Annotated in this window: 13 protein-coding genes; 11 read left to right on the forward strand and 2 right to left on the reverse strand. The window is 37.5% G+C overall.

Annotated features, from left to right (window positions below; genetic code table 11):
- Positions 1 to 24 precede the first annotated feature (24 nt).
- The 9 genes from ACJG85_RS06315 (at position 25) to ACJG85_RS06355 (ending at position 8,549) form a co-directional block, all read left to right on the forward strand.
- Positions 25 to 306, forward strand: a complete 282-nt coding sequence (locus ACJG85_RS06315; RefSeq protein ID WP_412463594.1) for a TIGR03643 family protein — start codon at positions 25 to 27, stop codon at positions 304 to 306.
- A 93-nt stretch (positions 307 to 399) separates the two neighbouring features.
- A complete protein-coding gene (locus tag ACJG85_RS06320; protein WP_412477174.1) occupies positions 400 to 2,265 on the forward strand; it encodes a peptidase M61 in 1,866 nt (621 codons plus the stop codon).
- 154 nt (positions 2,266 to 2,419) lie between these two features.
- Positions 2,420 to 3,133 (forward strand): DUF4369 domain-containing protein, encoded by a 714-nt coding sequence (locus ACJG85_RS06325; protein WP_412477175.1) that lies wholly within the window; start codon positions 2,420 to 2,422, stop codon positions 3,131 to 3,133.
- A gap of 28 nt (positions 3,134 to 3,161) precedes the next feature.
- Positions 3,162 to 5,339: a B12-binding domain-containing radical SAM protein gene (locus ACJG85_RS06330; RefSeq protein WP_412477176.1), complete on the forward strand. Its 2,178-nt coding sequence runs from the start codon at positions 3,162 to 3,164 to the stop codon at positions 5,337 to 5,339.
- Positions 5,340 to 5,512: 173 nt separating this feature from the next.
- Positions 5,513 to 5,908, forward strand: a complete 396-nt coding sequence (locus ACJG85_RS06335; protein ID WP_412477177.1) for an OB-fold protein — start codon at positions 5,513 to 5,515, stop codon at positions 5,906 to 5,908.
- A 6-nt stretch (positions 5,909 to 5,914) separates the two neighbouring features.
- Positions 5,915 to 6,784: a DUF5777 family beta-barrel protein gene (locus ACJG85_RS06340; protein ID WP_412477178.1), complete on the forward strand. Its 870-nt coding sequence runs from the start codon at positions 5,915 to 5,917 to the stop codon at positions 6,782 to 6,784.
- 2 nt (positions 6,785 to 6,786) lie between these two features.
- Positions 6,787 to 7,128, forward strand: a complete 342-nt coding sequence (locus ACJG85_RS06345) for a hypothetical protein (protein WP_409677178.1) — start codon at positions 6,787 to 6,789, stop codon at positions 7,126 to 7,128.
- 12 nt (positions 7,129 to 7,140) lie between these two features.
- Complete coding sequence (locus ACJG85_RS06350) at positions 7,141 to 7,674, forward strand: YceI family protein (RefSeq protein ID WP_409677180.1); 534 nt, start codon at positions 7,141 to 7,143, stop codon at positions 7,672 to 7,674.
- Between the two features lie 11 nt (positions 7,675 to 7,685).
- On the forward strand, positions 7,686 to 8,549 hold the full coding sequence (locus ACJG85_RS06355) for a T9SS type A sorting domain-containing protein (protein ID WP_409677182.1): 864 nt from the start codon (positions 7,686 to 7,688) through the stop codon (positions 8,547 to 8,549).
- A 44-nt stretch (positions 8,550 to 8,593) separates the two neighbouring features.
- Here ACJG85_RS06355 and ACJG85_RS06360 read toward each other — a convergent pair whose 3' ends face one another.
- The gene (locus tag ACJG85_RS06360; RefSeq protein ID WP_412477179.1) at positions 8,594 to 9,643 is read right to left on the reverse strand and encodes an FAD:protein FMN transferase; all 1,050 of its coding nucleotides are present in this window, start codon (positions 9,641 to 9,643) and stop codon (positions 8,594 to 8,596) included.
- A gap of 149 nt (positions 9,644 to 9,792) precedes the next feature.
- Between ACJG85_RS06360 and ACJG85_RS06365 the strand changes: the two genes are divergently transcribed.
- Positions 9,793 to 11,904 (forward strand): ATP-binding protein, encoded by a 2,112-nt coding sequence (locus ACJG85_RS06365; RefSeq protein WP_409677186.1) that lies wholly within the window; start codon positions 9,793 to 9,795, stop codon positions 11,902 to 11,904.
- Complete coding sequence (locus ACJG85_RS06370; protein ID WP_412463600.1) at positions 11,894 to 12,766, forward strand: hypothetical protein; 873 nt, start codon at positions 11,894 to 11,896, stop codon at positions 12,764 to 12,766. The genes ACJG85_RS06365 and ACJG85_RS06370 overlap by 11 nt, the downstream gene beginning before the upstream one ends.
- On the opposite strand, the gene rimO is transcribed toward ACJG85_RS06370, so the two are convergent.
- Entirely contained in the window at positions 12,763 to 14,064 is a 1,302-nt protein-coding gene (gene rimO, locus ACJG85_RS06375) for a 30S ribosomal protein S12 methylthiotransferase RimO (protein WP_412463601.1), read from the reverse strand. The two genes, ACJG85_RS06370 and rimO, sit on opposite strands and share 4 nt — an antisense overlap.
- Between the last annotated feature and the right edge of the window lie 60 nt (positions 14,065 to 14,124).

The raw sequence follows: 14,124 nt of genomic DNA on the forward strand, positions 1-14,124 counted from the left end.
TATTTATTGGCGATTTTTGTTATCATGAAAATCGATACTTTCACGATTGAGCAAATAGACAGAATCATCGAAATGGCTTGGGAAGACAGAACACCTTTCGATGCCATTGAGTTTCAGTTTGGGATATCCGAACAAGAAACCATCGAAATTATGCGTCGCGAAATGAAACCTTCCAGTTTTAAAATGTGGCGTCAGCGCGTGCAGGGCAGAAGTACCAAACATGCTAAATTGCGCGTCTCCGGAATTGACCGATTCAAATGTACCCTTCAAAGGCAAATTACGCATAATAAAATTTCCAAGCGTTAAACGGATTTTTAGTTAATCAAACCTAAAATGTTAAAATCAAGTGTAACTATTGTTTACATTTGGTGACTCATTACAAAAATAAATTTTCCCATCATGAAGAAATTAGTGTTGACGGCTGTTTTGGCCTTTTCCCTTTTTAGTTTTACGGCAGTTGCTCAAAAAAAGGCAGCCGCTGCTACTTTGCCTGTTAAAGTAGCCATCGATTTAAATCAAGTGAAAGACGACAAAGTAATGGTAACGATCACGCCGCCAACTATTACTACTGCTGAAGTGGTGTTTCATATTCCTAAAACAGTACCGGGAACTTATTCTGCGGACAATTACGGGAAGTTGATAGTCGATTTTAAAGCAGTAGACAAAAGCGGCAAAGAACTAACCGTTACTAAAACCGATGATAATTCTTGGCAAATTGCCAACGCCAAAACCTTGTCCAAAATTACCTATTGGGTTAATGATACTTATGACACAGAAACCGGCAGAGGTTTCGGAAAAGACGAAATTTTCTCTCCAGCCGGAACCAACATCGATGAAGGCAAAGTTTTCATGTTGAACAATCATGGATTTATCGGGTATTTTCAAGGGAAATTAGATGTTCCTTATCGTGTAGATATTACGCATCCGGCTTCGCTTTTCGGAGCTACTTCTTTAGTAGATTCTAACAAAAGTGATACGGTTGATACCTTTAACGTAAGTCGTTATTTTGATTTAACCGACAATCCGATCATGTATGCCAAACCCGATTATGTGACTATCAATGTTGACGGGATGGAAATTTTATTCAGTGTTTACTCGCCAAATGGTGTGCATACGGCCAAATCACTTTTACCGGATTTAGAGAAAACCATGCGTGCTCAAAAAACCTTTATGGGTGCTATCAACGACAATAAAAAATACACTGTATTGTTGTATTTATCCGATATGCAAAAGGCTGATGCCAAAGGTTTCGGTGCTTTAGAACATCACACTTCTACCACCGTTGTTTTTCCTGAAATGATGCCTGCTGCTGCTTTGGGGGAACAAATTAAAGACGTAGTGTCACACGAGTTTTTCCATATAGTGACACCACTTTGCATTCATTCTAAAGAGATACATTATTTTGACTACAACAACCCGAAAATGTCAAAGCATTTGTGGATGTATGAAGGAGTTACAGAATATTTTGCCAATTTATTTCAGGTAAATCAAGGGTTAATTGATGCGGATGAGTTTTACCAAAGAATGCAAGGCAAAATTAACAATGCTGCCAATTTGAATGACACCATGCCTTTCACTGAAATGAGTGCCAATGTGTTGGTTGCGCCTTACAAAGACCAATATCTGAATGTATATGAAAAAGGGGCTTTGATTGGAATGTGTATCGACATCATCATCAGAGAAAAGAGTAACGGAGCTCGTGGGATTTTAGATTTGATGCAAAAATTATCCAAAGAGTATGGTGCTCAAAAACCATTCGATGACGAAGAGTTATTTGCTAAAATCACCCAATTTACTTATCCGGAAGTTGGTCAATTTTTAGCCACTTATGTAGCAGGACCAACACCTATTCCATACAATGAGTATTTTGCCAAAGTAGGTGTGACCAAAACAAAAGTAGCCGTTCCTATGAATCCGTTTTTGAAAGACCAATCTACACCATACATTACTGTAGATGGTAAAACCAAAGAAATCATGGTGATTTCGAGTCCGGTTTTAAACGATTTTATGACAAACTTAGGTCTGAAAGGCGGAGATGTTATTTTGTCTATCAATGATAAAAAATACAATTTAGACAACATTTACGATTTGATTATGGAGAGTCAAAATTGGAAAACCGATGATGCTATCACCGTTAAAATCAGAAGAGACGGGAAAGAGCAAACCATTAATGGTAAAGTAAAACTCTCAATGGAAGAAACCGAAGGCTATGGTTTTTCAGATGCTTCAAAAGAAGCATTGAATAAAGCTTGGTTGAAAGGATAAGAACATAATGTTTTAAAATTCAAATCCTCAATTTGTTGGTCAAATTGAGGATTTTTTTTAGTATTATTGCCAAAATTTACGGTAATTACTCCGTTGTTATTTATTAGTCCATAAACCGAGTGGCATTGAGTCATTCAATTATTTAACATCAAACATGCGAAAATCTCTTTTAACTTTATTAGCCCTTATTGTTTTGGTTTCTTGTGCTGAAAAAAAATCAGATAAGAATTTTGTATTAAACGGACATATTAAAGGTTTAAAAAGCGGCACCATATATATTCAAAGAATCAAAGACACGGTTTTGGTTCCTATTGATACCATTAAGATTGACGGCGATGCTCATTTTGTGAGTGAATTTAATTTGGATTCTCCTGAAATGTTGTATTTGTTTTTAGATCGCGGTGTGACCAATTCCTTAGATAATAATATTCCTTTTTTTGCTGAAAAAGGGGTTATGAACCTGGAAACGACTTTGGATTTTTTTACTGCGGACGCTAAAATTACCGGTTCTAAAAACCAAGCTTTGTACGATGAGTACCGCAAAGTAATGTCGAGATATGTAGATCAGGATTTGAGTTTGATTGAGAAAAAGTTCAAGGCTTACAAAGCTTCCCGGTTAGACGAAGTGGCTAAAATAGAAGAAGAGCAAAATGGTATCATCAAGAGAAAATACTTGTATACTACTAATTTTGCCGTGAACAATGGAGATTACGAAGTGGCGCCTTACGTAGCTTTAGCCGAAATTTACGATATCAATTTGAAGTTTTTAGATACCATTCAAAAATCTATGTCGCCTAAAGTATCCAAATCGCTTTACGGTAAAAAATTAAACGAATACATCGCTGAGCGCAAAAAGATAGGGAAATAAAGTACTTTTGTTTGTTGAAGTTTCACAAATGAAAGACCTCTTACTCATAACGCCACCTTTTACCCAACTCAATACGCCTTATCCGGCCACGGCTTATTTGAAAGGTTTTTTGAATACCAAAGGCATTTCAGCTTTTCAATCCGATTTAGGAATTGAGGTTATTGCTGCGATTTTTTCAAAAAAAGGGCTTACAGAAGTTTTTCAAATTTGTGACCAACCGCAAACTCTCAATTCTGAAAGAATCTTCGTTTTACAAGCCGATTACATACAAACTATAGAGGCAGTGATGGATTTTCTGCAAGGAAAAAATCAAACGCTGGCCCGACAAATTTGCAGTGGTAACTTTCTGCCGCAAGCTTCTCGATTTGAGCAGTTGGACGATATGGAATGGGCTTTTGGTTCGATGGGAATGCAAGATAAAGCCAAACATTTGGCCACGTTATACCTCGAAGATTTATCCGATTTTATAGTGGAATGTGTCGATGAAAATTTTGGTTTCAGTCGCTACGCCGAGCGCTTAGGCAGAAGTGCCAATACTTTTGATGAATTATACGATTATCTTCAAAATGACTTTACTTACATCGACCAAATCACGCTTCAAATTTTAGAAAGTAAGCTGCAAATCGTTCAACCGAAATTGGTTTGTTTTTCCGTTCCGTTTCCCGGTAATTTGTACAGTGCTTTTCGTTGTGCCCAATATATAAAAAAGCATCATCCTAAAGTTAAAGTGGCCATGGGTGGCGGTTTTCCCAATACCGAATTACGAGAGTTAAAGGACAAACGTGTTTTTGAATTTTTTGATTTCATCACTTTAGACGATGGAGAATTACCTGTAGAACTGTTGTATTCCAATATTGCCAATCCAAATTCCAACGAGTTTAAAAGAACTTTTCTTCTCGAGAATAATTCGGTGGTTTACTGTAACAATTCCTCAAAACCCGATTATAAACAAAGTCAAGTCGGTACCCCGGACTATTCCGATTTGTTGTTAGACCAATACATTTCGGTTATAGAAATTGCCAATCCGATGCATAGTTTATGGAGCGATGGCCGATGGAATAAGCTCACCATGGCACACGGCTGTTATTGGGGGAAATGTACTTTTTGTGATATTTCTTTGGATTATATTAAGGTTTACGAACCTATAGCGGCCAAGCTTTTGGTTGACCGTATGGAAGAACTTGTAGCGCAAACCGGAGAAACGGGCTTCCATTTTGTAGATGAAGCGGCACCGCCCGCATTGATGCGGGAATTGGCCTTGGAAATTCTTCGCCGAAAACTATCGGTGACTTGGTGGACCAATATCCGTTTTGAGAAAAGTTTTACCCAAGATTTGTGTGAGTTGCTCAAGGCTTCCGGCTGTATAGCGGTTTCGGGTGGTTTAGAAGTGGCTTCCGACAGGCTGTTGCAGTTAATCCAAAAAGGGGTTACCGTGGCTCAAGTGGCCCAAGTTACCAGGAACTTTACGGAGAGCGGCATTATGGTTCATGCTTATTTAATGTATGGATATCCAACCCAAACAGTTCAGGAAACGGTTGACAGTTTGGAAATGGTTCGGCAGTTATTTGAAGCCGGGGTTTTACAATCCGGGTTTTGGCATCAGTTTGCCATGACAGCCCATAGTCCGGTTGGGATGGAACCCGATGCTTTTGGTGTCATTCCGCAAGTCAACGACATTACTTTTGCCCACAACGATATACTGTTCAAAGACAAAACCGGAATCAATCACGACAAGTTCAGCTTCGGACTCAAAAAATCGTTGTTCAATTATATGCATGGCATTTGTTTCGATTATGATTTGCAAGAATGGTTCGACTTTAAAATTCCAAGCACTACAATAGCGCCCGATTTTATTGTGAATTGTTTGAATCAAGAAACAGCGCTTAACGTAAAACCTTCTTCTAAGATTGTTTGGTTAGGGAACAATCCATCGGTTGAAATATTCCAAAAATCTAAAAAGGGAATCACTTGGGAAATGATGAAATTGGTAATTCATAACAAGCAAGACCAATGTGAGATTGTCTTAGACAAACTTAAAGGGGAATGGTTGCTGCATCAACTTTGTTTATGGTCTGTCCATAATACTTCCTATACAACCATTGGCCAAGCTAAATCTGATTTCGAAACCCAGTTCGAAGATTTTGAACTTTTTTGGTTCTCTAAACCCGTTTTAAAATTGAAAGAATACGGCTTAATAATGCTATAAATTTTACCTTTCGTCGTATTTTTTTACCTTTCTTTTCTGAATTCTCCTTTTTTGTGGTAGGGTTGTATATGAGTACTCTGTTTAGCTATTAAATGCAGTCTGTGATATTTTGCAAGAGTAAATCTTCCAATTTTTCAGATTTAAAAGTTAGACAATTCTTAAAGCAACTTCTTATGAAAAGAAAGACGAAGATTTTATTGATAACCGTTAGTGTATTACTTATTGCTTTTTTTGCTGTTAGGTATTACATTTTCTATGGCGGAAAAAGAGATATTCAATCAGAATCCACTGCCTTCACAGTAACTGCTGCAAATATTGCCAACGAGTTTGCCGCCGATGTTGATAAATCCAATAAAAAATACCTGGAAAAACCGGTAGCGGTAACCGGTACAATTACTTCAGTAGAAGGAACTTCGGTTATACTGGATCAGTTAGTAAACTGCAATTTTACAGCAACTAAAACAACATTTAAGGTTGGACAAAAAGTTACCGTAAAAGGCCGTGTAGTGGGTTTTGATGATCTTTTGGGGGAAGTAAAAATGGATCAATGTAATCTAATAACCAATTAAATAAGGATGAAAGTGTTTAAAATTGCCCGCCTATTCTTGTTGCTTTTTGCCATTCATTCGGCCAATGCTCAAGATGATTTGATGAAGGAACTCGATTCTGTTCCTACTGAAAAAGTTCCCACCTCTGCTGCTTTTAAAGGATTGCAGATTTGCAACATGCAGTCGACTAAAATGAACGCCAAAAACGAATGGTATTTTTTGGTTTCACACCGATTTGGAGATTTAAAAGAAGGGATTAATAATTTCTTCGGTTTGGATAATGCTCTGACGCGAATTGGAGGAATTTACGGGGTGACCAACTGGATGTCTTTAGGAGTGTCGAGACACACTTACAATAAGACTTTTGAACTTTCCGCCAAGTTAAGATTAGCCAATCAGATGGAAGGCGGTTTTCCTTTTACTATTGTAGGTTACACTACTATGGATATTAATTCTTCAAAGTTTGATGAGAATTTGTACCCCGATTTTAAAACTACCAACCGATTTGCTTACACTACACAGTTGTTGATTTCTTCGAAATTTTCAGAATCTTTTTCGATGCAAATCACGCCTGTATTTGTACACAAAAATTTATACGACATTCAGCCGGGAACAGAAACTAAAGATCAGTTCTTAGTGGCTGTTGGAGGTCGATGTAAACTGTCTAAACGCATTAGTTTGAATTTGGAGTATGCTGCCCGAACCAATCCGGTAGAGACTGATTATTATCACAATCCACTGACATTAGGGTTTGACATAGAGACGGGCGGTCACGTTTTTCAATTGGTATTCTCTAATTCGCAACCAATGAATGACGTGGCTTATTTTACCAACACCTCCGGAAATTGGGATGGAGGAAGTGTTTATTTTGGGTTTAACATGTATAGAGTATTTTAGGTATGAAAACGATAAGAGTATTTTTTTTGACAGCAGTAGTTTTAGTGTTAGGGTCTTGTGAATCTAATACTTACGAAGAAGTTTCAGGGTTTACCGATACACCCACTTATGAAGCTAATATTAAACGAATAATGACCACCCATTGTACATCATGTCACAGTGTAAATGGAACCGAATCGGGTTCTCCATTGGAAACTTATGACGATGTGGTAGCTTATGCAGAATCTATTTCTTGTAAAATGGACGGTCAAGAATGCGGCATCATGCCTCCGAGCGGTAGAATTCCGCAAGTTCAAATAGATATGTTTAACCTGTGGATTGCCCAAGGGTATGTTCAACAATAATAAAAAAAGAAAATGAAAAGAGTTATTTTAATGATATTGCTATTGCTGACTTGTGCTGTTTTTTCACAAAAGATGGTTACCCGCTCTGGCGAAATTAAGTTTGATGCTACTGTTCCCGGAGCCTTGGAGGAAGTAATCGGAACCAATAAAACAGTTTCCGGAGTGTTTGATAAGGCTACAGGTGATATAGTGGTTCAAGCCATGGTAAAATCGTTCAAATTTAAGGCACCCTTAATGGAGGAACATTTTAACGAAAATTACATGGAGAGTGATAAGCTTCCCAAAGCTACTTTTAAAGGTAAAATTATCGGATACAATGGGAAATCGGGGACCTACGATGTGGAAGGCGATTTAACCATACACGGTGTAACCAATCCGATAAAAACTAAGATAACCTTAACAGGAGAGGGCGATAAGCTTGTTTTATCGGGAACTTTTGTGGTAAAGTTGGCCGATTACAAAATAGATGTGCCGTCGTTAGCTAAAAAAACTTTGGCAACGACAGCTAAGATTGTGATGAAATTGCCTTTTGAAACTAAATCGTAAAAAGAATAAAAATGATAACAACACTTCGACAATTATTTATGGTAATCGTACTATGTTGTTTGGCTGAAATTGCTGTGGCGCAAACAGCCGGAACATTAACTTTTACCTACACCCAAAATACGCCAACCAGTCCTTCAGTAACCGGAGGTGGTAATGTATATGCAGTTTGGATTGAAACCGCTGCCGGCGCCTTTGTAAAAACCAAATGCCGTTATGTCTCTACTTCAACTGATGACCATTTGCCTTCATGGGCCGCTAAGTGCGGTTGTAGCAATGTAACTGCTGTAGCAGCTCCTTCAACCACCGGATGTAATACTACTGATGCCTTAACCGGTACTACCAGAAAAGCAAATACTGTTCCCACTGCTTTTGGAGCAAAAACTGTAACTTGGGATGGTAAAAATGTGGTGGGTACAACCAATGGAACGACGGTTGCAGATGGCGTTTATAAAATTTGGGTGGAAAGCTCATGGAACGATGGTCCGAATAATATTCACAATGAATTGATAGGTTTTACATTTACCAAAGGACCTACTGAACAAACACTAACACCTACAGGCGATACCAATATTACAGGAGTTACTTTGCATTGGTTACCTTCGGCGTTGTCGGTAGACGATACTGCTGTTAGTCCGGTAGTAAAGATTTATCCGGTTCCTTCAAGCGGAGTTTTTACTATCGATTTGAAAAACCAAGTAGATACCATTAGAGTGTTTGATTTATTAGGGAAAACATTGTATCAACAACAGTTGAATCCCAATGATTTTAACGATTCGGTTCAGTTAGATTTGTCTCACTTTGCCGACGGCAATTATGTGATTAGTTTGCAAAATGCATACGGTGTTTCTAACTACGAAGTTATTGTCAACAAGTAAAACTTGTAGAACTTTATAAAAAAAGCACCTTTAAGGTGCTTTTTTTATGGGGTAACTTCTTCAATTATGGTATTTAATTTTTCGGTTTTGTACACTTGAAAACGACCTTGTTCGTCTGAATAAACCAAGTAGGCTTGCAACTCCGGATGTTTTTTCAAAAATAATTTTGCCTTTTCCAACCCCATCACTAAAACACCGGTAGCGTAAGCATCTGAAGCAATACAATTGGATGCTATAATTGAGGCGCTTAATAAATTGTTTTTGGTAGGATATCCTGTTTTCGGGTCTAAATGATGGGCGTATTTCACGCCGTTTTCAATAAAGTATTGCCTATTATTCCCCGAGGTTGCAATGGCTGAATTTTGCAGTCTTATGATGGCTCTGCTCGGATTAGCCTCTTCTTGATTATCGTAAGGCTCTTCGATGCCGGCTTTCCAAGGGTCGCCATTAGGTTTAGCATCATTAGCAAATATTTCACCTCCAATTTCTACGATGAAAGACTTAACCCCATTAGATTTTAAAAAGGCGGAGACTACATCAACGGAATAGCCTTGAGCAAAGGCATTAAAATCAAGAGCCACACGGGGATCTTTTTTTACAATTCTTTTACCCTTTAGTCGAATCAGATTAAAGCCTGTAAAGCGAAGAATGCTATCGATTTTTTCAGGGGCTATTTTTTGTTTTTTTCCGGGCCCGAATCCCCAGGCATTTACCAAAGGTAGTACGGTTGGGTCAAATGCACCATTGGTATTCTTCCAAACTTCTTTGGCTTTTTTAAAACAGGCTATAAAGTATTTATCAACTACTACATTGGGTTGGTTGTTGTTGATTTTAGTTATGATTGAGTTAGGGTTGTAAGTGGAGACCGATTGGTCAAAGTCTTTCAAAATGGCTTCGATTTCGGGTTGAAAATCACGCTGATTGCTATCATAATAACTGATGTGATAAGTCGTTCCTTGAGTGTAGCCCTCAATTTTAATGAGGTTAGTCTGTGCCAAACAATGAGTTTGTAAAACTAAGAACATCAGAGAGAAACAACTTTTCATTTTGTAAAATTTGTTGTATGGTTCAAAAGTGCTTTTTTCAGTTGGCATATTGTTATTTCCGTTTAGTTTTCAGGAGTTTAACAAGTTCAAACCGTAATTCCCTAAAAAAACTTCAATATTCTTTTTGTGGCAGACAAGTTTTTTGCAAAATTTTCAATACTTTTAATTAATAATAATTAAACCGTTAGCGGCATTAAATGACAATCAAAAAGAATTTTCCCAAGATACTTTGGCTGATATTCTCCTCGAGTATATTCTTTATCATTTTATACTTAGCACTATTCTATTACACCAAAAAGGCGGAGCAACAGGTGTATAAAGATTCGGTAGAACATTTTGATAATGAAATTCACAAGTTACTTGATTTAGAATCTAAGCCAATATTGGTAGCCATAAACAATGATACCAATTGGGATGAGTTTGTCAATTTTATAAAAACCAAAGACCGAGTTTGGTTTGATCAGACCATTGGCAATGAGTTAGAGATTTATGATGCGGAATATTTAGGTGCTTATGATGCCGATAAAAATTTTATCATCAGAACGCCAACACCGGCCATAAAGACGCTTGATTTTATCCCAAAATCAGCTATGGAAGCTGTAAATGTGGAAGGAATAAAAAAATTCTACTTAAAGATACCCGAAGGAATAGTTGAAGTGACCGGAGCAGCCATTCATGCCTCCGATGATCCGATGAAAAATAAAACTCCAACCTCGGGTTATTTTTTTGTGGTTCGATTGATGGACGATCAATTTATTGAAAGTATTCAGCACATCACCAACTCAAAGATTCAGTTGGCTTCTTCCGATTATCGGTTAAAACCGGAAAAGAGTACCATTAGTTCAGAGTTTGAATTAAAAGATTCATCAGGAATAATTATTGGAAAATTGGTTTTTCAAAGGGATTTTGAAGTGTATTTTGAAAATACTACCAGATTGCTCTATGTGATCATTATTGCCTTTTTTGTGATATTGTTACTCAATCTTTATTACACTCGAAAATTTGTTTATTATCCGTTGTATTTGGTAAGAAGAGTACTCGAGACCGGCAATAAAAAGGCAATCAGGTTATTGAAAAGAACCAATGGGGAGTTTAGTTACATCGGGAATTTATTTGAGGAGAACAACAACCAAAAGATGGAATTGATTACTGCAAAAATCCGAGCAGAGGAAAGTGATCGATTGAAATCGGCTTTCTTGGCGAACTTATCCCACGAGATTAGAACTCCGATGAACGCCATCAATGGTTTTACCGATTTGATTTTAAATACGGATATCACAGAAACGGAAAAATTGGAATACCTTACCGTAATCGAAAAAAGCGGAAAAAATTTGGTTTCTATCATAGACGACTTGATTGAAATGTCTAAAATTGATTCGAATCAAATCATTCCTAATTACACTCAAGTGAATCTTGAATCTTGTATGAATGAATTGTACGAGACCGTCAAAGTTACCATCCAAAATAAAGACATTGAGTTTATTTTAATCAAGAGTTCATTACCGGCTGCATTTAATATTGTTACCGATGATATTAAGCTGAAGCAAGTAATTATCAATCTATTGACCAATGCTATCAAGTTCACCGACAAAGGTATGGTTACATTTGGTTATGAAATCGATGAACAAAACCAACTAATTCATTTTACTGTAAGAGATACCGGTTTGGGTATTGATGAGGTAGAACACAAGAATATTTTTGACCGATTTAAAAGAGTAGATAGTGATATCTCCATTAAAGTTGGAGGTTTGGGACTTGGATTGGCTATTTCAAAAGCCTATGTTGAGTTATTAGGCGGTAGTATTACCTTGACCTCTAAGGTAGGCGAAGGGTCAACTTTTTATTTTTCCATTCCGTTGCAATATGCTAAAGTGGAGCAAATAACGGTTCGTCCGGTTAATGAAAGTGGAACGGCAAAATCAGAACGCAAGGTGATTTTAATTGCTGAAGATGATAACATCAATTATTTGTTGTTTCAAAAGATGATGCAACACAAAAACTTCGAAATAATAAGAGCTGTTAACGGCCAAGTTGCGGTTGAGATTTGTTTGAGTAATCCTTATATAGATTTGGTGTTGATGGATATTAAAATGCCGATTTTGGATGGTTTCCAAGCGATAGAGCAAATCCAACCAATACGACCTAACCTTCCGATTATAGCTCAAACAGCTTATTCATCTTCAGAAGATAAAGCCAAAATTGAAAAAGCCGGCTTCTCCGATTATATCACTAAACCGCTTAATAGAGAACGTTTGTTTGAATTGTTAGACCAATACCTAAACCTATCCCAAAACATTGATGAAATTTAAAAAAAAAGTATTCTTAACAGTTTCGTGCCTCCTCATATTTCCGGCTTTCTCACAACAAACGGAATCAGACAGTAGTGCAGTGAAGTCAGAAAAGAGACTTTATTTAAATTTGGATGTTACCAGTCGGTATTTGTGGCGCGGCCAATGTTGGGGAGGTGATTACATTGCTGTTCAACCAACAGTGGAATTTACGCTTAGTCCCAAGTTGACGCTTGGTTTTTGGGCCACAACCAATTTTAAAAAGGACTATTTTTATCCTGATGGCGTCTCAGCTTATAAAGGATATCAAGAGATAGACTTTTATCTTTATTATCAGTTGACCGAATTTTTACAATTGCAGTTATGGGATTATTATTGGCCGTCTGTCAGTAAAGTAGCAGGTGTGGATAATAATTATTTTAATTACGGTCCTGATGGCTCAAAAACAGTTGATGCAATGCTGTATTTTGACTTTTCCGATGGCTATCGATATCCATTCAATGCTACTATAAGTACCTTAATTGCCGGAAATGATTATCGGTATGACTCAAACGGAGATCATCCTAAACGAAACTTCACGACCTATTTAGAATTGGGGTATACTTTTACTTTTTTCGAAAATTCCTCGAAGAAGATTCTGAAAGACATAGAAATCGCTCCCGTTATTGGAGCTGTGATTAATAACAAAGCGGCTTATTACACCTATGCCGACTACGACAAAGTTTCTTGGGTGAATTTGGGTGTAGGCACCACAAAAACAATAGCTTTGGGAAATAATTTAAGTATGCCGCTAACAGTATCTTATACGCATAACGGAGCTACACAAAATACAGAAATTTTTGGTAAAAACTTCGTAGTAGCCACACTGAGTTTAAGTTATTAAACCGGTTCGCCGTACAAATCGAATTCGGTAGCATCAATGATTTTGATGTTGGCAAATTCTCCGGTTTTTAAATAGAAATTGGCCGCATCAATTAACACTTCGTTGTCTACATCCGGACTGTCAAATTCGGTTCTGCCCACAAAATACTGACCCTCTTTTCTGTCGATGATGCATTTAAAGGTTTGCCCGATTTTTTCTTGGTTCAAATCCCATGAAATTTGCGATTGGATATCCATAATTTCAGCTGCACGAGCTTGTTTTACTTCTTCGGGCACATCATCTTCCAATAGATAAGCGTGAGTGTTTTCTTCGTGTGAATAGGTAAAACAGCCTAATCGTTCAAACTTCATCTCTTGTACCCAATCTCTTAACGTTTCGAAATCCTCTTGTGTTTCGCCGGGGTAGCCTACAATTAAAGTAGTACGAATGGCCATGCCGGGAACTGCTGCGCGAAAATCATTCAACAATTGAGTGGTTTTGGCTTTGGTTGTACCGCGTCTCATTGATTTCAAAATCGGATCTGCAATGTGTTGTAACGGAATATCGATGTAGTTGCAAATCTTAGGTTCCCGTTTCATCAACTCCAACACATCCATCGGGAAACCGGTAGGGAAGGCGTAGTGCAGGCGAATCCATTCGATGCCTTCTACTTTGACCAAGTTTTCCAATAACTCGGCTAAATTTCTTTTTTTGTATAAATCTAATCCGTAATAGGTTAGATCTTGGGCAATCAGGATTAGTTCTTTTACACCGTTTTTAGCCAAACCTTGGGCTTCTTTTACCAATTTTTCAATTGGTTGTGAAACGTGTTTGCCTCGCATTATGGGAATAGCGCAAAAACTACAAGGTCTGTCGCAGCCTTCTGCAATTTTTAAATAAGCATAATTTTTAGGTGTTGTCGTCAAACGTTCTCCTAAAAGCTCATGTTTGTAATCTGCTCCCAAAGCTTTTAGTAGTAATGGTAGTTCGGTAGTTCCGAAATATTGGTCTACATTCGGAATTTCTTTTTCCAAATCGGGACGGTATCTTTCTGAAAGACAGCCGGTCACAAAAACTTTATCGACTAAGCCTTTTTCTTTTTTATCGGCATACTCCAAAATGGTATTTACCGATTCTGCTTTAGCATTGTCGATAAAACCGCAAGTATTGATAACCACGATATTGCCTTCTTGCTCATGAACCACCTCTTTGCCGTTGGCTTTGAGTTGTCCCATCAATACTTCACTGTCGTAAGTGTTTTTTGAGCATCCGAGGGTAATGACGTTGATTTTGTTTTTCTTTAATGACTTCGTTCTCATAGATTGAATTCCGATTATTGGGAAAGCCTGCAAAATTAAGCTTTTATTTCTAATTTGTTT

The organism is Flavobacterium mekongense (assembly GCF_047038255.1).
Lineage (GTDB): Bacteria > Bacteroidota > Bacteroidia > Flavobacteriales > Flavobacteriaceae > Flavobacterium > Flavobacterium mekongense.

Coding starts and splice junctions, on each gene's coding strand:
- ACJG85_RS06340 (WP_412477178.1), top strand. CDS start 5,915: ATGAAAGTGTTTAAAATTGCCCGCCTATTCTTGTTGCTTTTTGCCATT.
- ACJG85_RS06355 (WP_409677182.1), top strand. CDS start 7,686: ATGATAACAACACTTCGACAATTATTTATGGTAATCGTACTATGTTGT.
- rimO (WP_412463601.1), bottom strand. CDS start 14,064: ATGAGAACGAAGTCATTAAAGAAAAACAAAATCAACGTCATTACCCTC.
- ACJG85_RS06345 (WP_409677178.1), top strand. CDS start 6,787: ATGAAAACGATAAGAGTATTTTTTTTGACAGCAGTAGTTTTAGTGTTA.
- ACJG85_RS06315 (WP_412463594.1), top strand. CDS start 25: ATGAAAATCGATACTTTCACGATTGAGCAAATAGACAGAATCATCGAA.
- ACJG85_RS06350 (WP_409677180.1), top strand. CDS start 7,141: ATGAAAAGAGTTATTTTAATGATATTGCTATTGCTGACTTGTGCTGTT.
- ACJG85_RS06330 (WP_412477176.1), top strand. CDS start 3,162: ATGAAAGACCTCTTACTCATAACGCCACCTTTTACCCAACTCAATACG.
- ACJG85_RS06320 (WP_412477174.1), top strand. CDS start 400: ATGAAGAAATTAGTGTTGACGGCTGTTTTGGCCTTTTCCCTTTTTAGT.
- ACJG85_RS06335 (WP_412477177.1), top strand. CDS start 5,513: ATGAAAAGAAAGACGAAGATTTTATTGATAACCGTTAGTGTATTACTT.
- ACJG85_RS06360 (WP_412477179.1), bottom strand. CDS start 9,643: ATGCCAACTGAAAAAAGCACTTTTGAACCATACAACAAATTTTACAAA.
- ACJG85_RS06365 (WP_409677186.1), top strand. CDS start 9,793: ATGACAATCAAAAAGAATTTTCCCAAGATACTTTGGCTGATATTCTCC.
- ACJG85_RS06370 (WP_412463600.1), top strand. CDS start 11,894: ATGAAATTTAAAAAAAAAGTATTCTTAACAGTTTCGTGCCTCCTCATA.
- ACJG85_RS06325 (WP_412477175.1), top strand. CDS start 2,420: ATGCGAAAATCTCTTTTAACTTTATTAGCCCTTATTGTTTTGGTTTCT.